Annotated in this window: 17 protein-coding genes; 7 read left to right on the forward strand and 10 right to left on the reverse strand. The window is 68.7% G+C overall.

Going from position 1 to position 17064, the window contains the following annotated elements; genetic code table 11:
* Positions 1–17 precede the first annotated feature (17 nt).
* The 4 genes from rlmB to ACWGO6_RS09485 all read right to left on the reverse strand — a co-directional run bounded on the left by rlmB (position 18) and on the right by ACWGO6_RS09485 (position 4299).
* The gene (gene rlmB, locus ACWGO6_RS09470) at positions 18–1028 is read right to left on the reverse strand and encodes a 23S rRNA (guanosine(2251)-2'-O)-methyltransferase RlmB (RefSeq protein WP_136041165.1); all 1011 of its coding nucleotides are present in this window, start codon (positions 1026–1028) and stop codon (positions 18–20) included.
* A complete protein-coding gene (gene cysS / locus ACWGO6_RS09475; RefSeq protein ID WP_452326556.1) occupies positions 1021–2421 on the reverse strand; it encodes a cysteine--tRNA ligase in 1401 nt (466 codons plus the stop codon). Before cysS ends, rlmB begins: the two co-directional genes overlap by 8 nt.
* 103 nt (positions 2422–2524) lie before the next feature.
* A complete protein-coding gene (gene ispD / locus ACWGO6_RS09480) occupies positions 2525–3745 on the reverse strand; it encodes a 2-C-methyl-D-erythritol 4-phosphate cytidylyltransferase (RefSeq protein ID WP_452326557.1) in 1221 nt (406 codons plus the stop codon).
* 71 nt (positions 3746–3816) lie between these two features.
* Complete coding sequence (locus tag ACWGO6_RS09485) at positions 3817–4299, reverse strand: CarD family transcriptional regulator (RefSeq protein WP_017201416.1); 483 nt, start codon at positions 4297–4299, stop codon at positions 3817–3819.
* A 135-nt stretch (positions 4300–4434) separates the two neighbouring features.
* Between ACWGO6_RS09485 and ACWGO6_RS09490 the strand changes: the two genes are divergently transcribed.
* Positions 4435–4962, forward strand: a complete 528-nt coding sequence (locus tag ACWGO6_RS09490) for a DNA modification methylase (protein WP_452326558.1) — start codon at positions 4435–4437, stop codon at positions 4960–4962.
* Between the two features lie 57 nt (positions 4963–5019).
* Here ACWGO6_RS09490 and ACWGO6_RS09495 read toward each other — a convergent pair whose 3' ends face one another.
* Both ACWGO6_RS09495 and ACWGO6_RS09500 read right to left on the reverse strand, forming a co-directional pair.
* Complete coding sequence (locus ACWGO6_RS09495) at positions 5020–5703, reverse strand: response regulator transcription factor (RefSeq protein ID WP_029262768.1); 684 nt, start codon at positions 5701–5703, stop codon at positions 5020–5022.
* Complete coding sequence (locus ACWGO6_RS09500; protein ID WP_452326559.1) at positions 5700–6923, reverse strand: sensor histidine kinase; 1224 nt, start codon at positions 6921–6923, stop codon at positions 5700–5702. Before ACWGO6_RS09500 ends, ACWGO6_RS09495 begins: the two co-directional genes overlap by 4 nt.
* 216 nt (positions 6924–7139) lie before the next feature.
* Between ACWGO6_RS09500 and phoU the strand changes: the two genes are divergently transcribed.
* Positions 7140–7850, forward strand: coding sequence for a phosphate signaling complex protein PhoU (gene phoU / locus ACWGO6_RS09505; protein ID WP_136041170.1), 711 nt, complete (start codon positions 7140–7142; stop codon positions 7848–7850).
* A 92-nt stretch (positions 7851–7942) separates the two neighbouring features.
* On the opposite strand, the gene ACWGO6_RS09510 is transcribed toward phoU, so the two are convergent.
* The gene (locus tag ACWGO6_RS09510; protein WP_136041171.1) at positions 7943–8692 is read right to left on the reverse strand and encodes a phosphoglyceromutase; all 750 of its coding nucleotides are present in this window, start codon (positions 8690–8692) and stop codon (positions 7943–7945) included.
* Between the two features lie 58 nt (positions 8693–8750).
* Between ACWGO6_RS09510 and ACWGO6_RS09515 the strand changes: the two genes are divergently transcribed.
* The gene (locus ACWGO6_RS09515) at positions 8751–9578 is read left to right on the forward strand and encodes a class I SAM-dependent methyltransferase (RefSeq protein ID WP_452326560.1); all 828 of its coding nucleotides are present in this window, start codon (positions 8751–8753) and stop codon (positions 9576–9578) included.
* A 2-nt stretch (positions 9579–9580) separates the two neighbouring features.
* On the opposite strand, the gene ygfZ is transcribed toward ACWGO6_RS09515, so the two are convergent.
* From ygfZ to ACWGO6_RS09530, 3 genes are all read right to left on the reverse strand, one after another.
* A complete protein-coding gene (gene ygfZ, locus ACWGO6_RS09520) occupies positions 9581–10711 on the reverse strand; it encodes a CAF17-like 4Fe-4S cluster assembly/insertion protein YgfZ (RefSeq protein WP_452326561.1) in 1131 nt (376 codons plus the stop codon).
* 1 nt (position 10712) lies between these two features.
* Positions 10713–11315 carry an FABP family protein gene (locus ACWGO6_RS09525; RefSeq protein WP_452326562.1) on the reverse strand — a complete coding sequence of 201 codons (603 nt, stop codon included), beginning with the start codon at positions 11313–11315 and terminating at the stop codon, positions 10713–10715.
* Between the two features lie 150 nt (positions 11316–11465).
* Complete coding sequence (locus ACWGO6_RS09530; protein ID WP_136041175.1) at positions 11466–11756, reverse strand: hypothetical protein; 291 nt, start codon at positions 11754–11756, stop codon at positions 11466–11468.
* 74 nt (positions 11757–11830) lie between these two features.
* Between ACWGO6_RS09530 and ACWGO6_RS09535 the strand changes: the two genes are divergently transcribed.
* The 4 genes from ACWGO6_RS09535 to ACWGO6_RS09550 all read left to right on the forward strand — a co-directional run bounded on the left by ACWGO6_RS09535 (position 11831) and on the right by ACWGO6_RS09550 (position 16992).
* A complete protein-coding gene (locus ACWGO6_RS09535) occupies positions 11831–12514 on the forward strand; it encodes a winged helix-turn-helix transcriptional regulator (protein ID WP_136041176.1) in 684 nt (227 codons plus the stop codon).
* A gap of 51 nt (positions 12515–12565) precedes the next feature.
* Positions 12566–14731 carry an RNA degradosome polyphosphate kinase gene (locus ACWGO6_RS09540; protein WP_452326563.1) on the forward strand — a complete coding sequence of 722 codons (2166 nt, stop codon included), beginning with the start codon at positions 12566–12568 and terminating at the stop codon, positions 14729–14731.
* Positions 14728–15717, forward strand: coding sequence for an NUDIX hydrolase (locus tag ACWGO6_RS09545; RefSeq protein ID WP_452326564.1), 990 nt, complete (start codon positions 14728–14730; stop codon positions 15715–15717). Before ACWGO6_RS09540 ends, ACWGO6_RS09545 begins: the two co-directional genes overlap by 4 nt.
* 171 nt (positions 15718–15888) lie before the next feature.
* Positions 15889–16992, forward strand: coding sequence for a phosphate ABC transporter substrate-binding protein PstS (locus ACWGO6_RS09550; protein WP_136041178.1), 1104 nt, complete (start codon positions 15889–15891; stop codon positions 16990–16992).
* Positions 16993–17064: the final 72 nt, after the last annotated feature.

Consider the following 17064-nt stretch of genomic DNA (forward strand, 5'->3'; position numbering starts at 1 on the left):
GCCTTTCCTCGGACGGTCTAGTTCTTCGCGGCGCGGAGCGACGCGACCTGGTAGAGCGCGACGGAGGTCGCGATGCCGGCGTTCAGCGACTCGGTGGCCGCCGAGATCGGGATCGAGACGATCTGATCGCAGGTCTCGGAGACCAGGCGCGACAGGCCCTTGCCCTCGGAGCCGACCACGATCACGACGGGACGATCGGCGAGCTGCAGCTCGGGCAGCGACACATCGCCGTCACCGTCGAGGCCGAGCACGAAGACGCCCTGCTTCTTGAACTCCTTGAGCTGCGTGGTGAGGTTGGTCGCCAGCGCCACGGGCGTGCGGGCGACGGCTCCGGCACTGGTCTTCCAGGCAGCGGAGTTGACACCGGCCGAGCGGCGCTGCGGGAGGATGATGCCGTGGCCCCCGAACGCCGCGGTGGAGCGGATGATCGCACCCAGGTTGCGGGGGTCCGTGATGCCGTCGAGCGCCACGAACAGCGGGACCTCGCCCTTGTCGATGACCTGCTCGAGAAGATCCTGCGGATGCGCGTACTCGTACGGCGGGACCTTGATCGCGACGCCCTGGTGCACGCCGTCGAAGCCGGCCATGCGATCGAGTTCCGGACGGGTGACCTCCATCACGGGGATCCCGCGATTCGTGGCGATCGCCAGCATCTCCTTCACGCGGTCGTCCATCTCGACGCGCTGCGCGATGTAGAAGGCCGTCGCCGGAATCTTCGCCCGCAGCGCCTCGAGCACGGAGTTGCGACCCGTGACGTTCTCGGTGTCGTCTCCTGCCTTCGCCTTCGGCGCGCGGTTCGAACCGCCACCGGAGCCCTGGCGACTGCCGCCGGGGCGACCCTTGCCGCCCGTCGCTGCGGCGTAGCGCTCGGCCGCGGCCTTGCGCTTGCCCGCCGGGTGCCAGGCGCGGTCCTCCGCCTTCGGCGTCGGTCCCCGCCCCTCGAGCGCCTTGCGCCCGAGTCCGCCGGTGCCCTTGGTCGGGCCCTTCTTGTTTCCCTTGCTCGCGCCGGGGCGCCCTGGCTTAGCCATCGATACTCCAATGAGTTCCGGCCGGAGTGTCCTCCAGCGTGATTCCTGCGGCGGCGATCGCATCTCGGATGCGATCCGCCGCCGCCCAGTCCTTGTCAGCGCGCGCCTGCGCGCGCTGGGTGATCATCGTCTGGACGAGTGCGTCCAGAGCGGATGCCGATGCGCCGCCCTTCGTCGATGACGTCGGGGTCAGGCCGAGGACGGACGTCATCGCCAGAACGGCAAAAGCCGAATCCAGCGCCGCATCGGTCTCGCCCGCATCGAGCGCGGAGTTCCCTGCGCGCACCGTCTCATGCAGGACGGCGAGGGCCTGCGGCACACCGAGGTCGTCGTCCATCGCGGCTGCGAATGCCTCGGGAAGGCTCTGCGAGTAGGACCTTCCCCGTCCCCCGTCCTCGTCACGGAACGCGCGCTGGAGGAACGAGCCGATTCGGCCCAGCGCCGCTTCGGCCTCGGTCCACGACGACTCGCCGAGGTCGAGGCTCGAACGGTAGTGCGCCGCAGCGAGGGCGTAGCGCACCACCAGCGGGTCGTGCGCGCCGAGAACGTCGGCCGCCAGGGTGAAGTTGCCGAGCGACTTGGACATCTTCTGTCCGTCGACGGTCACGAGCCCGTTGTGCACCCAGTAGCGGGCGAAGCCGTCGCCCGCGGCGGTCGACTGCGCGAGCTCGTTCTCATGGTGCGGGAAGCGGAGGTCCAGCCCGCCGCCGTGGATGTCGAACTCGGCGCCGAGATAGCGCTTCGACATCGCCGAGCATTCGATGTGCCAGCCCGGTCGGCCTGCGCCCCACGGGGAGGCCCACGTCGCATCCGCCGGCTCCTCCGGCTTCGTGCCCTTCCAGAGCGCGAAGTCCTGCGGATTCCGCTTACCGCGGGGATCAGCATCCTCGGCCGCCTCCATGGCGTCGAGCGACTGATGCGTCAACGATCCGTAGTCGGACCACGAACGCACATCGAAGTACACATCTCCCGAGCCGTCCGGAGCCGGGTAGGCGTGTCCCCGCTCGATCAGCAGCGCGATCAGTTCCTGCATCTGCGGCACGGACGCCGTAGCGCGCGGCTCGTAGGTCGGAGGGAGGATGCCGACGCCGGCATACGCCGCGGTGAACTCCCTCTCCATCCGGTAGGCGAGCGCCCACCACGGCTCGGCATCCGTCGCGTTGGCGAGCACCTTGTCGTCGATGTCGGTGACGTTGCGCACGAACGTGACCCGGCCGTACCGGTGCTCGAGCCAGCGACGCAGGAGATCGAAGCTCAGGGCCGCCCTGACGTGGCCGATGTGGGGGCCGGACTGCACCGTGGGTCCGCAGACGTACATCGTGATGTTCTCGGGATCGAGAGGCACGAAGTCGCGCAGCAGCTGTGCGCGGGTGTCGTAGAGGCGGAGGGTCACCGCACAAGCCTACTCGGGGACTGCTGAGCGCCCGCCCCGTACAGACGATTCGCGGAGGTTGTGACGTTCCGCCGACGTATCGGGGGTATTCCTCCGACGATCGTCACATGCTCCGCGGAACGTCGGACACCACCACCGCGATGGCCGTGACGGCGATGCCTTCACCGCGTCCCGGGAATCCGAGGCCGTCGGTCGTCGTGGCCGTGACCGACACCGGAGCGCCCAGAATCTCCGACAGGACCGCCTCCGCCTCGTGACGCCGAGGACTGAAGCGCGGCCGGTTCCCCTGCAACTGCACGGAGACGTTCCCGATCGCGAACCCGGATTCGGCGAGGATTTCACGCGTGCGAGCGAGGAAGACGTCGGCATGCGCGCCGGAGTACTCGGGGTGGGACGTGCCGAAATGCTCACCGATGTCGCCGAGGCCGGCCGCCCCCAGGAGTGCGTCCACGATCGCATGGGCGACCGCATCGCCGTCGGAGTGCCCGGAGAGGGGCTGCTCCCCCGGCCACTCGAGTCCGGCGAGCCAGAGGTTCCCGTCGCCACCGAAGGCATGGACGTCCGTGCCGATACCGACGCGAGGGATGCCCTCGGGTTCGATCGATGCCGGGCGAGCGGCCGGAGTCGATGCGTCCAGCAGGTGCCTCGCACGCTCCAGATCGCCGGGAGTGGTGATCTTGAACGCGCGGGCGGAGCCGTCGATGTGCCGCACCCTGTTTCCGGCGGCCGCGAACAGGGCAGCATCGTCGGTGTACTCGATCCCGTCGGCCATCGCCGCCTCATAGGCTGCTTCGAGCTCTGCACGGGGGAAACCCTGAGGTGTCTGCGCGGCGGCAAGCTCGGAACGGTCGACGGCGGAGACGACGGCACCGTCCGCCACCTTCTTGAGCGTGTCGACCACGGGCAGCACGGGGATCACCCCCTCCCCCGGGACGACCGCCTGAGCGACCGCATCGATCTGCGCCGGAGGGGTGAGGGCGCGAGCGGCATCGTGCACGAGGACGGTCGTGACATCTCCCCAGAGTGCGGTCAGGCCCGCAGCCACGGACTGCTGTCGGGTGGCGCCTCCGGTCACGACGCGGCCGAGGTCGCGTCGATCACCTGCCGCCGCCTCCAACTCCGCCAGCGCATCCCCTTCGTACCCGGCCGGGGCGACGACGATCACCTGCGCCGGAGCCGCGGCGAAGACGCCGTCGAGCGCGTGGCGGAGGATCGAGTGGGCGTCGATTCCGACGAGAGCCTTGGGCGCCCCCGCATCCAGGCGGGTGCCGGATCCGGCGGCGACGACGATGATCGCGATGTCGGGAACGGGAAGCAGAGTCACCGTCTCACGCTACCGCGTGGCCGGTACGACGAAGGGGCGGATGCCGAAGCATCCGCCCCTTCGCAGAGAACTCAGGAGGCGAGGACCTCGTCGAGCAGTGCGCCCGCCTTGTCCTCGTCGGTCTTCTCCGCGAGCGCGAGCTCGGAGATGAGGATCTGACGAGCCTTCGCCAGCATCCGCTTCTCGCCCGCAGACAGGCCGCGGTCCTGGTCGCGGCGCCACAGGTCGCGGACGACCTCGCTCACCTTGATCACATCGCCGGAGGCGAGCTTCTCGAGGTTCGCCTTGTACCGACGAGACCAGTTGGTGGGCTCTTCGGTGAAGGGTGCGCGCAGCACCTCGAAGACATGATCGAGACCTTCTTTTCCGATCACGTCGCGAACGCCGACCAGGTCGACATTCTCAGCAGGAACCTCGATGATGAGATCGCCCTGGGTGACGTTGAGCTTCAGATATTTCTTCGCCTCACCCTTGATGATGCGCTCCTTGACCTCGATGATGGTCGCAGCGCCATGGTGGGGATAGACGACGGTTTCGCCAACCTCAAAAAGCATAAAAACGTGTCCTTTCGGCAACCTCAAGGATACCACAGGGGAGATGCGCTAAGGTTCGCGCCCCCTGGACCTCGGGGCGGTCACGACTTACCCATAGAATGGATGCGGACATCCCGCCGGACCTCAGGAGGACCCGTGAAATCGCGCCTTGTTGCGTCTGCTGCGCTCAGCGCTCTCGTTCTGTTCGGCGCGACGGGGTGCACGTTCATCACTCCCCAGTCCACGAAGACCGAGTACGCGGCCTCGGACGGCGTCAACATCTCCGACGCCGACGGCCCGATCGATGTGCGCAACGCTCTCGTCATCGCCAACGAAGACGGCTCGGTCGGCAACCTCATCGCCGGCATCGTGAACCCGACCGATGAGAGCGCCACGCTCACCATCGCACTCGCAGACAGCGAGCCGTTCATCGTCACCGTTCCGGCTGGCGGCACCGTGAGCCTCGGCGCCGACGAGGAGCCGCTGCGCATCGTCGGCCTCGACACCATGCCCGGCGCGACCGTCGAGATCCACTTCCAGTCGGGCGACTCCACCGGCGTCAAGGCAGAGGTGCCCGTGCTCGACGGCTCGCTCCCCTACTACGCAGACCTGGTCCCCTCGGAGTCGGTGCCCACTCCGACGCCGACCCCGACCGACACGGCAGCTCCGGCCCCCGCCGACTGATCCTGCACTGAACGAAGAAGAGGCCGGCACCCCACGGGGTGCCGGCCTCTTCTTCGTTCAGCCCTCGAAGCGATACCCGAGGCCCCGCACGGTGACGAGCATCACGGGCTCGCTCGGGTTCTCCTCGATGCGGGAGCGGATGCGCTTGATGTGCACGTCGAGCGTCTTCGTGTCACCGAAGTAGTCGCTCCCCCAGACCCGGTCGATCAGCTGACCGCGAGTGAGCACACGACCGGAGTTGCGCATCAGGACCTCGAGCAGCTCGAACTCCTTCAGCGGCATGTTGATCTGCTCCCCGGCGACCGAGACGGTGTGCCGGTCGATGTCGAGCGAGACCCTGCCTCCGTCGAGCACCCGTTCGTCGAGTTCGCTGTCGGCCTGCACGACCCGGCGCAGCACGGCGCGCATCCGGGCCAGCAGTTCGCGTGACGAGTAGGGCTTCGTGATGTAGTCGTCGGCTCCGAGCTCCAGGCCCACCACGATGTCGACCTCGGAGTCCTTGGCCGTCAGCATGATGATGGGCACCGCCGACGTCGAGCGGATCTGCCGGCACACCTCGGTGCCCGGCATCCCGGGCAGCATCAGATCGAGCAGCACGATGTCGGCGCCCCGCTCCCGGAATGCCGCGAGCGCGCCGGGTCCGTCCTCCGCGATCTCGACCTCGTAGCCCTCGCGTCGCAGCAGGTACGCGAGCGGGTCGGCGAGGTCGGGCTCGTCTTCGACGAGAAGGATTCGGGTCATGCTCTCTCTCCGTTTCGAACGCGCGCGGCTGCCGCGGTCTTGGCCGCTTTGCGTGCGCGCTTCTTCTTGCTCTTCTTGCCCGTGTCGGTGTGATCCGGGGCGTCGATCCGAGGAAGTCGGATGGTGAAGGTGGATCCTCGTCCCGGGCGCGACCACAGCCGCACCTCCCCGCCGTGGCGCTGCGTGGCGTGCTTGACGATGGAGAGCCCGAGTCCGGTGCCTCCCGTGCGTCGGGAACGGGCCTCATCAGCCCGGTAGAAACGCTCGAAGATGCGTTCCCGATCCGCCTCGGCGATTCCGATGCCCTGGTCGGAGACGGCGATCTCGACCACGCCGTCCTCGGCCCGGACGCCGACCCCCACGCGCGAACCGCGGGGCGAGTAGACGATGGCGTTCGCGATGAGGTTGCCGACGGCCTCGATCAGGATCTGCGCGTCACCGCGCACCCAGACGCCCCGGTCGCCTCCCCTGGCGAGTTCCACGCCCGCGGAGTCGGCCTGCACGACATGAGCCTCGATGGAGGCGGCGATGACCTCGTCGATCGCGACGGGGCCCACCTTGGTCAGACCGTCCTCGGCCTGGAGCCGGGAGAGGCTCATGATGCGTCCGGTGAGCTGGCCGAGCCGCCCTGCCTCCGCAGAGATCCGCGCGGCGAAGATGCGTACCTGCGCCGGGTCGTCGGCCGCCGACTCGATCGCTTCGGCGAGCAGGCTCACCGCCCCCACCGGGGTCTTGAGCTCGTGGCTCGTGTTCGCCACGAAGTCCCGACGCATCTGATCGAGCCGCTCCTGCTCCGTGACGTCGCGGATGATCAGCAGGACCAGGCGCGTGCCGATCGCGCTCGCGCGTGCCGAGACGAGGCGCGGATCGAGGCTCAGTCCGCCTCGCGTGATGCGCATCGACTCGGTTGCCGAACCGCCGGCCGTCCTGACGCCGCGCACGAGCTGGCGCAGCTCCGGGTTGTCGAGCGTCGAGCCGACATCGATGCCGAACCGGCTCGCGGCGTCCGAGGCCGCGAGCACCAGCCCGGACGAATCGACCACTCCCGCCGCGTCGTCCATGCTGTGCAGCACATCGGTGATGCCGGAGGGAATCGCCAGCGATGTCTCCTCCTGAACCCGCGCCCGCGCCCGATAGGCCCACACCACGAGCAGGGAGAGGCCGACGCCGATCACCAACCCGATGGCGAGCGAAGACAGCGCGAGCTGCGGCAAGGTCATGTCATAAGCGTAGAGTGCGTTCACCCTCCGTCCGGCGGGTTTCCGCGCCCTGGCGGGAACAGGAGAAGTACTATTCACGTGCTGGGCACCGTTCGTTAACCTTCGAAGCAGACAATCGCTTCGGGCCTGTGCGGGAGCACAGACCTGCTCTCGTGCGGACGACCCGCCGTCTCGCGCTGTCCCGGCCGAGATCCGAATGAAAGGTTGCGCCCCAACATGCGCGAAGTCTTCCACCAGTCCCTCGAGGACCTCCAGTCCCGCCTCGTGGAGATCGCCGACCTCGTCACGGTCTCGATCGACAAGGCGACGAGGGCGTTCGCGACGAGCGACGTCGCCCTGGCCGAAGAGGTGATCGCCGACGACGCGAAGATCGACGAACTGGCCGTCGCGCTCGACGAGCAGGCCATCGAGATCCTCGCCCGCCAGCAGCCGGTCGCCCGCGATCTTCGCATCGTCGTGACGGCACTGCGTGTGAGCGCGTCGCTCGAGCGGATGGGCGACATGTCCGAGCACATCGCGCAGCTCGCCCGGCTCCGCTTCCCCGAGAGGGCCATCCCGAGGGGCCTCAAGGGCACCTTCGTGAAAATGGGCGAGCTCGACGTGGAGGTCGCGCGTACGCTCTCGGAGCTGCTGCGCACCCAGGACCTGCGTTTCGCCGACGCCATCCGAAATGCGGATGACGACGTCGATGAGCTCCACGCCACCGTCTTCGAGAAGGTGCTCAGCGACAACTGGAAGGGCGAGGCCACGGCCACCGTCGACGCCACCCTCGCCAGCCGCTACCACGAGCGCTTCGCCGACCACGCGGTGGCCGTCGCGAAGAAGGTCGTCTACCTCGCCACCGGTGACTGGGCCGTCGAGGAGGAGGACATCCCCCTCGCCGTCGAGCAGCAGGAGCTCGGCCAGCAGGAGTACGGCCACGCCTGACCCGCCACGCGACACCCCGCTTTCACGCCGAGACCCCGTGCTGCAGACATCTGCAGCACGGGGTCTCGGCGTCTTCCCGGGGTGTCGGGCTCTTACTTCTTGCCCTGCGCCGCGACGGCGGCAGCACCGGCGGCAGCGGCCTCCGGGTCGAGGTAGCGACCGGGGCCGGTGGGAACGTTGTTCTCGTCCAGCTCGTAGACCAGCGGGATGCCGGTCGGGATGTTCAGCTCGGCGATGTCTTCGTCGCTGATGCCCTCGAGGTGCTTCACAAGGCCGCGCAGCGAGTTGCCGTGCGCGGTGACGAGCACGGTCTTGCCGGCCTCGAGGTCGGGGACGATCGCGCTCTCCCAGTACGGGAGCAGGCGGTCGATCACGAGCTTGAGCGACTCGGTGCGCGGCACCTCGCCGTCGATGCCCGCGTAACGGACGTCGCCGACCTGGCTGAACTCGCTCTCATCGTCGAGCACGGGCGGCGGCACGTCGAACGAACGACGCCAGAGCTGGAACTGCTCGGGACCGAACTCTTCGAGGGTCTGCGCCTTGTCCTTGCCCTGGAGCGCACCGTAGTGGCGCTCGTTGAGCCGCCAGGAGCGGGTCACCGGGATCCAGAGGCGGTCGGCGGCGTCGAGAGCGATGTTCGCCGTCTGGATCGCACGACTCAGCAGAGACGTGTGCAGCACGTCGGGGAGGATGCCGGACTCGGCGAGGAGCTCGCCACCTCGGCGCGCCTCCTTCTGGCCCTGCTCGTTGAGGCGGACGTCCACCCAGCCGGTGAACAGATTCAGTTCGTTCCATTCGCTCCGGCCGTGGCGGAGCAGGATGAGGGTGCGCGTCGCAGTCATGTCGCCAGTTTATCCGGGCCGGGGCCGCGCCCGATTCGGATGCTGGGAGGATGGAGACATGGCGTCATCTCCCCTCGGTCGGCCGACCCGTGGCACCACGGGGACGAACCGGCTGCGGCGCAACGACCGCTGGATCGCGGCGAGCAATGCCCTGCGCCGAGCATCCGACCCCTTGGTCGTGGATCTCGGCTACGGTGCCAGCGGCGTCACTGCGTTCGAGCTCGCGACGCGCCTGGTCCGGGTGCGCGACGACGTCGAGGTGCGAGGTCTGGAGATCGACCCGGCACGCGTCGCGACGGCCGACGCCCAGCTCGCCGAGGTGCGAGCGGGACGCACCTCCTTCGCCCCCGACCTCCCGGTCTCATTCGCGCGCGGCGGCTTCGAGGTTCCCCTGCCCGACGGTCGCAAGGCTGCGGTGATACGCGCCATGAACGTGCTGCGCCAGTACGACGAGCCAGACGTGCCGACCGCGTGGGCGCGTATGGCGTCGCGCCTCGCACCGGACGGCCTGCTGTTCGAGGGGACCTGCGACGAGATCGGCCGCGTCTCGAGCTGGATCGACGTCGACGCGCACGCTGTGCCGCTGCGCTTCACGATCTCTCTCCGGCTCGCCGATCTGGAGTGGCCGAGCATCGTCGCCGAAAGGCTGCCGAAGGCGCTCATCCACCGCAACGTGCCCGGCGAACGGATCCACGCACTCCTCGTCGAGCTCGACCGCGAGTGGGAGCGGGCCGCGCCCCTGTCGACGTTCGGTGCCACACAGCGCTTCCTCGCCGCCGTGGGCGCTCTTCGCGCTCAGGGGTGGCCGGTGCTTGGCGGACGGACACGCTGGCGGCTGGGCGAGCTCACGCTGCCCTGGGCGGCCGTCGCTCCCCTACCGGGCTGAGGTCAGCTGCCGACGCCGGTGCTGCGCGGGTCCGGGGCGGACGGACGACGAGACAGTCGTGTGAGGCGCGGGATGTCTGCGACGGCACCGGCATCGGCCGGCACGATCACCTGCTGAGACGCGGCGATGTCGATGCCGTCGGCACGCACCACCAAATCGCCGATCGGCGCGCGACGGGAGAGGATTGCGAGCGCGATCGGCCCGTCTTCATGGTGCCGGGCCACCGAGGTGATGTGCCCGACCTCATCGTCTCCCGCGAGGACCGCGTCTCCGGGCTCGGGAAGCACGGCGTCGCTGCCGTCGAGGTGCAGCGCAGCCAGACGGCGCGGAGGATGTCCGAGGTTGTGCACCTTGGCGACGGTCTCCTGTCCGCGGTAGCAGCCCTTGTTCAGGTGCACCGCACTGCGGATCCAGTCGGACTCGTGGGGCAGCGAGCGCTCGTCGACCTCGGTGCTCCAGCGCGGGCGCCAGGCGGCGATGCGCAAGGCCTCGGCGGCGAGGAGTCCGGCGAGGGCATCGCGGTCGAGCGATGCGGCGAGCGCATCCGCCGCGTCCGCGCTCAGGATCGCGACCCGCCATGCGTAGTCCGCGGCAGGATGCTCGGCGACCTCGGCGTACTGATGCCCTCCGCTGCTGATCCGCTGCCACGGGTCGGCCCAGATCAGGGGGCTGCCGTTCGGCGCGAGGGCGGCGGCGGATGCCGTCGCGGCCACCGCACCCCCGTCGATGTAGCCGATGAGCTCGAGGTCGGAGCGCACGTCGACCGTCGCCTGAGTGCGGAACTTCATGCGCGTCAACCAGCCCGCGAGTGCATCGGCATCGCCCGCGTCGGCGATGAGCCAGGTCGATGTGCCGTCGTCGAGGACGCCGGCCGCGTGCTCGACGCGCCCCTGCGGGTCGAGCACCAACAGCTCCGTGCTCTCGCCGGCGGCGAGACGGCCCACCGACTGCGAGGTGATCGAGTCGAGCCAGGTCAGACGCTCCGGCCCCGACACCTCGATGATCGTCCGGTCGCCGAGAGGGGCCAGGGCCGCGCCGTCGGCGAGACGCCGCTGCTCACGGAAGGCGTCACCGAAATGCATGATCCGGTCGCCATCGGACACGACACCGTCGAGTTCACCGAAGCCCGGCATGTCAGACCTTGGCCAGTCGCGCCGAGGCGTGCGCGCGGAGCGGGGTGCCGAGGGCCGCGACATCCCATGCCCACAGCAGGTGACCGTCGACCAGGCCGTACATGCGGGAAGAAGCGGTGTGCACCTTCGCTCCGGAGCTGCGGACGACGGCATCCGTGCCGATGTCGACGCGGGGTCCGTTGATCTCGCCGAGGTAGAGCTCGAGCGCACCGTCGGAGTGGGCGACGGAGACCTCGATCGGGAATCCGCCGCTGGGAGCGCGCAGTTCCTCGACGTCGTCGACCGTGCGTGCGACGGCGGGGGCCATCGGCGGGAGCAGTGCGGGCCCCGGATCTGCCGCCGTGGCCGGGCGGGCGAGCCGCCAGAAGCCGGTCTCGGCAAGGAGAGCCGCCGCCGGTGCGCCGTCTTCCGAGAGGAAAGTCGCGGTACCGGAGTAGTTCAGGAAGGGGCCGCCGTCGTGGCTGAAGCTGACCCGGTGCGTGAACTCGCCCTGCAGACGTTCGTCACCCACCGGATAGTCGATGACGCCCGTGCCCTCCCACACGCCGATGAGCCACGCGAGAGGCGCGAGGTCGGCGGGAAGGTCGGTGGGGAGTTCGATCACGATCGCGTCAGCGCTGGCCGCGGAAGAGGTTGCGCAGCACCACTGCCGAGACGAAGACGATAGCGAGGCTCGCGAGGCCCAGCAGGCCGATGAAGAAGATTTCGAGCGCCATGAGGTCCATGTGCTCCACCTTACCGCGCCGCGCCGGCGTCAGGACGGGATCAACGCCGCCAGGCCGAACCCGATCGAGATGAGCCCCATCAGCAGCAGGGCGCCCGTGACACTGCTCGCCACCCGGAAGATGAAACCCTGCGTGCGCCCGTACCAGAGCTGCACGGCGAACGACAGCAGCACGACGCCGCCGAAGCCGACCAGCATCCACGGCACGCGCCACTCCTCGGGCACGAAGATGCCGATCGCCACCGTGGCGACGAACGCCGCCGCCCACACGACGATCACGCCGACGAACGCGTTGCGCGGTGCGAGTGCTGGATCCGTCATGACACCATTGTTGCGCATCGCCTCCCGGTATCATGGCGGCACGACGTCGATCCCCCCGTCGGTGAGGAGTGCGCGTGGCCCTGGTCCTGGTTCTGACCAACGCTCCGCTCTCGGAGCAGGTCCTGCCCGCTCTCGAGTTGCTGAGCCATAAAGCGCGCCAGATTCCGGCGGAAACCGCACAGCTGGTCAACGCCCCGGAGTACGACGTCGTGATCGTCGACGGTCGTCATGACCTGGTGGCGGCGAAGTCGCTGTGCCGCCTGCTGCGCGCCACCGGACAGGACGCGCCGCTGCTCCTCGTGGTCACCGAAGGCGGCATGAGTGCTCTCTCCGGCGACTGGGGCATCGACGACGTCCTGCTCGTCACCGCGGGACCAGCCGAGATCGACGCACGACTGCGTCTCGCACTCGCGCGGCGAGATGACGTCGCCGAGCCCGCACGGGTGCAGGCCTCCGGGGTCACGATCGATGAGCAGTCGTACTCGGCGAAGCTGCGCGGCCGCCCCCTGGATCTCACCTACAAGGAGTTCCAGCTCCTGCACTTCCTCGCGACGCATCCGTCACGTGTCTTCACCAGGGAGCAGCTGCTCAGCGAGGTCTGGGGTTACGACTACTTCGGCGGCACCCGCACCGTCGATGTGCATGTGCGGCGGCTCCGGGCGAAGCTCGGCGACCAGGAGCAGATCATCGGCACCGTGCGCAACGTCGGCTATCGGTTCAACGTCAACGAGGACGAGAACGTCGCCGCAGCCGGGTGAGGACGGACACCGTTCACACGAGCGTCACCCGGCGGTGCTTAGATGTACCCCATGATCGATCCCGCACTCGCCGACGCCGGCCTCGGAGACGCCGAAGACGATGACTTCGACGCCATCGAGTCGCCCGACTCCCAGCTCCCGGACCACCGCTACCTGGATCGCGAGCTGAGCTGGCTCGCGTTCAACCAGCGCGTGCTGGAGCTCGCCGAGGATCCGTCGCTGCCCGAACTCGAACGGGCCAACTTCCTGGCGATCTTCGCCAGCAACCTCGACGAGTTCTTCATGGTGCGCGTGGCTGGCCTCAAGCGGCGCATCATGACCGGGCTCGCCGTGCCGACCAACATCGGCCGCTCCCCCGTCGACGCACTCGCGGACATCTCCCGCGAGGCGCACGCCCTGCAGCTGCGTCACGCGGATGCATGGATCTCGCTGGTCCGCCCTGCCCTCGCGGAATCCGGCGTCGAGATCACCGACTGGACCGAACTCACCGACGGCGAGCGCTCCGCGCTGTCCGAGTACTTCCAGGCCCAGGTGTTCCCGGTGCTCATGCCGCTCGCGGTCGACCCGGCTCACCCGTTCCCGTACATCTCCGGCCTGTCGCTGAACCTCGCGATCCGCATCCGCAACGCGCGAACCGGTCGGCAGGAGTTCGCCCGCCTCAAGGTGCCGCCCATGCTCCCCCGCTTCGTCGAGGTGCCGAGCGGTGGCGAGATCAAGCGGTTCCTTCGCCTGGAGGAACTCATCGCGAACCATCTGGGCGATCTGTTCCCCGGCATGGAGGTGCTCGACCACCACGCGTTCCGTCTGACGCGCAACGAAGACGTGGAGATCGAGGAGGACGAGAGCGAGAACCTCATCCAGGCCCTCGAGGCCGAGCTGCTCCGCCGCCGGTTCGGTCCGCCGATCCGTCTCGAGATCACCGACGACATGGATGACGTCACGATGGACCTGCTGGTCCGCGAGCTCGACATCACCGACCTGGAGGTCTACCGCCTCCCCGGCCCGCTCGATCTGCGCGGCCTGTTCGATCTGTCCCGCATCGACCGCCCAGACCTTCGCTACCCGCCGCACCTGCCCACCACAGCCGTGGCCTTCCAGCCCGCGGGATCGAGCAACCGCGCCGACATCTTCAAGGCCATCCGCAAATCGGACGTGCTCGTGCACCATCCGTACGAGTCGTTCACCACCAGCGTCCAGGCGTTCCTCGAGCAGGCCGCGCGCGACCCGCACGTTCTCGCCATCAAGCAGACGCTGTACCGCACGTCCGGTGACAGCCCCGTCGTGCAGGCGCTGATCGACGCCGCCGAGGCCGGAAAGCAGGTGCTGGCGCTCGTCGAGGTGAAAGCCCGATTCGATGAGGCCAACAACATCGTCTGGGCACGCAAGCTCGAGAAGGCCGGCGTGCACGTGGTCTACGGACTCGTCGGGCTCAAGACGCACTGCAAGCTCGCCCTCGTCATCCGCGAGGAAGACGGCAAGCTCCAGCACTACTCCCACGTCGGCACCGGCAACTACAACCCGAAGACCAGCCGCATCTACGAGGACTTCGGTCTGTTCACCGCCGATGCGCAGGTCGGCAAGGACCTGACGCGACTCTTCAACGAGCTCAGCGGCTACGCCATCGAGAAGAAGTTCAAGCGTCTCCTCGTCGCTCCGCTGCACCTCCGGAAGGGCCTCGTCCGCCAGATCGACGCCGAACGCCGGAACGCCGAGGCCGGCGTGCCTGCCCACATCCGCATCAAGGTGAACTCGATGGTCGACGAGGAGATCATCGACGCGCTCTATCGCGCGAGCGCCGCGGGCGTGAAGGTCGACGTCTGGGTGCGCGGCATCTGCAGCCTGCGCACCGACCTCGACGGCATCAGCGACAACATCACCGTGCGCAGCATCCTCGGGCGCTACCTGGAGCACTCGCGCATCTTCGCCTTCGAGAACGGCGGAGACCCGCAGGTGTACATCGGCAGCGCCGACATGATGCACCGCAACCTCGACCGTCGCGTCGAAGCGCTGGTGCGGGTCACCGACCCCGCGCACCTGAAGGAGCTGCAGACGTTCTTCGACCTGGCGATGGATGCCGGGACGACGTCGTGGCACCTGGGCGCCGGAGGCGTGTGGGAGCGCCACGCCGTCGGCGCGGACGGCAAGCCCCTGATCGACCTGCAGGATAAGACCATGGGGTTGATCCAGAGGCGTCGCCGCGCACGGGCGGTGCGATGACCGGGCGGCAGCTGCAGCTCCCGCCCGACACCGCGACCGGCTCGAAGTGGGCGGACAAAGCCGTGTACGCCGCGGGAGCCGTGGTCTGGCGCCTCGTCGACGGCAAGCTGCGGATCCTCCTGATCCACCGCACGAAGTATCGCGACATCACGCTGCCCAAGGGCAAGGTCGATCCCGGAGAGATGCTCGCCGAAACCGCCGTGCGTGAGGTGCACGAGGAGACCGGCATCCGCGTCTCGCTCGGCGTGCCGGTCGGCGTCAGCCGCTATCACCTCGCCTCCCGGAAGCAGAAGGTCGTGCACTACTGGGCCGCCGAGGCGACCGAAGACGCGATCCGCGAGTCGACGTTCCTGCCCAACCGGGAGATCGCGGCGCTTGAGTGGGTCAGCGTCAAGAAGGCTCGTTCCCGCCTGAGCTACCCCGTCGACCTGGAGATCCTCGACTTCTTCACGAACCTCGTCGACGACGGCGTGCTCCGCACCTTCCCGGTGATCGCGCTGCGCCACGCGAAGGCGATGTCGCGATCGGACTGGGATCGCTCGGATGCCGCGCGACCACTGACCGACCGCGGGCGCAAGCAGGCGAAGTCCATCGTCGGCCCCCTGCGCGCTTTCGGGGTGCGCAAGATCGTGACCAGCGATGCCGTGCGCTGCGTCGAGACGGTCACACCCCTCGCCAAGGCACTCGATCGCAAGCCCGTGCAGACGGAGAAGATCAGTCAGGACGCGTGGGAGGACGGCACCGCCGATCTCCGCTCTGTCGTCGGGCGTCGCGTCCGTTCCGGAAAGCCCGCTGTGCTGTGCAGCCACGGCCCGGTGCTTCCGGCACTGCTGTCGGAGATCGCCCTGGCCACCGGCACCGTCCACGGCTCGTATCTCGGCAGCGCCTCGGACCTGGAGCCCGCCGCGTTCTCCGTCGTCCACCTGTCGGCCACGAACCCCGGCTCGGGCATCATCGCGATCGAGACGCACATCCCCAAGGTCTGACGCTTCGACAAGCTCAGCGACCCAGGCCCGGAATCTCGCGGGAGCGCCCCAGAGAGTCGCCCGTCGTTCACCTGCCGTTCACCTGCTCGGGAGAGTCTCGTTAACCGTCGCCCATAGCGTCACTGTGTGCCCTGCACCGGGCCCCACCCATCCAAGATCGAAGGATCCACAGTGAAGATCTCCCGAATCGCACGAATCGGCGCCATCGGCGCCGTGGCCGCTCTCGCCCTCGCCGGCTGTGCCGCGAACGAAGGCGGAACGGGCGGCTCCAGCGAAGAGCCCTCCGAGTCCACGCTCTCCGGCACGATCGACGCCACCGGCGCGTCCTCGCAGGCCGCCGCCCAGGAGGCCTGGGTCGCCGCGTTCCAGAGCGCCAACCCCGATGTGACCGTCAACTACGAGCCGACCGGCTCCGGCACGGGTCGCGAGAACTTCCTCGAGGGCGGCAGCAACTTCATCGGCTCCGACCGCGCCTTCAACGACGAGGAGATCGCCGCCGGCGGCTTCGGCGCCTGCACGACCGACGACATCGTCGAGGTTCCCCTCTACATCTCGCCCGTCGCCGTCGCCTTCAACCTCGAGGGGGTCGACACCCTCAACCTGGATGCCGCCACCATCGCGGGCATCTTCGCCGGCACCATCAGCAACTGGAACGATCCGGCCATCGCCGCCCTGAACGACGGCGTCGAGTTGCCCGACCTGGCGATCTCGCCGGTGCACCGCTCCGACCCCTCCGGCACGCAGGAGACGTTCACCAAGTACCTGAGCGCCACCGCCGGTGACATCTGGACCTACGAGCCGGCCGACGTCTGGCCGATCCAGGGCGGCGAGGCCGCGCAGGGCACCTCGGGCGTCAAGCAGGCCATCACGGCCGGCAACGGAGCCATCGGCTTCCTCGACGCATCGCAGGCCGACGGTCTCGGCCAGGTCGCGGTGGGCGTCGGCGAGGAGTTCGTCCCCTACTCCGCCGAGGCCGCATCGAAGCTCGTCGAGAACTCCCCGCTGGCCGAGGGCCGCGGCGAGGCCGACCTCGTCTTCGACGTCGACCCGGCCTCTGCAGCCGACGGCGCCTACCCGATCGCCCTGGTCAGCTACCTCATCGGCTGCGAGCAGTACGAGGACAGCAACGTCGCGGAGCTCGTGAAGGAGTACTTCTCCTACATCGCGAGCGCCGAGGGCCAGGACGCCGCTGCGGAGAACGCCGGCAGCGCCCCGATCTCGGACGGTCTGCGCGAGCAGGTGCTGGCCGCGATCGACCTGATCCAGGTCGGCTGATCCAGCCGATCGACTGACGGCAGTGCCCCCGCGTCCTCATCGGGCGCGGGGGCACCTCCCGGTCAGAATCCG

It is taken from the genome of Microbacterium sp. NPDC055665 (assembly GCF_053618035.1).

Coding starts and splice junctions, on each gene's coding strand:
- rlmB (WP_136041165.1), bottom strand. CDS start 1,028: ATGGCTAAGCCAGGGCGCCCCGGCGCGAGCAAGGGAAACAAGAAGGGC.
- ACWGO6_RS09485 (WP_017201416.1), bottom strand. CDS start 4,299: ATGCTTTTTGAGGTTGGCGAAACCGTCGTCTATCCCCACCATGGCGCT.
- ACWGO6_RS09495 (WP_029262768.1), bottom strand. CDS start 5,703: ATGACCCGAATCCTTCTCGTCGAAGACGAGCCCGACCTCGCCGACCCG.
- ACWGO6_RS09500 (WP_452326559.1), bottom strand. CDS start 6,923: ATGACCTTGCCGCAGCTCGCGCTGTCTTCGCTCGCCATCGGGTTGGTG.
- phoU (WP_136041170.1), top strand. CDS start 7,140: ATGCGCGAAGTCTTCCACCAGTCCCTCGAGGACCTCCAGTCCCGCCTC.
- ACWGO6_RS09510 (WP_136041171.1), bottom strand. CDS start 8,692: ATGACTGCGACGCGCACCCTCATCCTGCTCCGCCACGGCCGGAGCGAA.
- ACWGO6_RS09515 (WP_452326560.1), top strand. CDS start 8,751: ATGGCGTCATCTCCCCTCGGTCGGCCGACCCGTGGCACCACGGGGACG.
- ygfZ (WP_452326561.1), bottom strand. CDS start 10,711: ATGCCGGGCTTCGGTGAACTCGACGGTGTCGTGTCCGATGGCGACCGG.
- ACWGO6_RS09530 (WP_136041175.1), bottom strand. CDS start 11,756: ATGACGGATCCAGCACTCGCACCGCGCAACGCGTTCGTCGGCGTGATC.
- ACWGO6_RS09540 (WP_452326563.1), top strand. CDS start 12,566: ATGATCGATCCCGCACTCGCCGACGCCGGCCTCGGAGACGCCGAAGAC.
- ACWGO6_RS09545 (WP_452326564.1), top strand. CDS start 14,728: ATGACCGGGCGGCAGCTGCAGCTCCCGCCCGACACCGCGACCGGCTCG.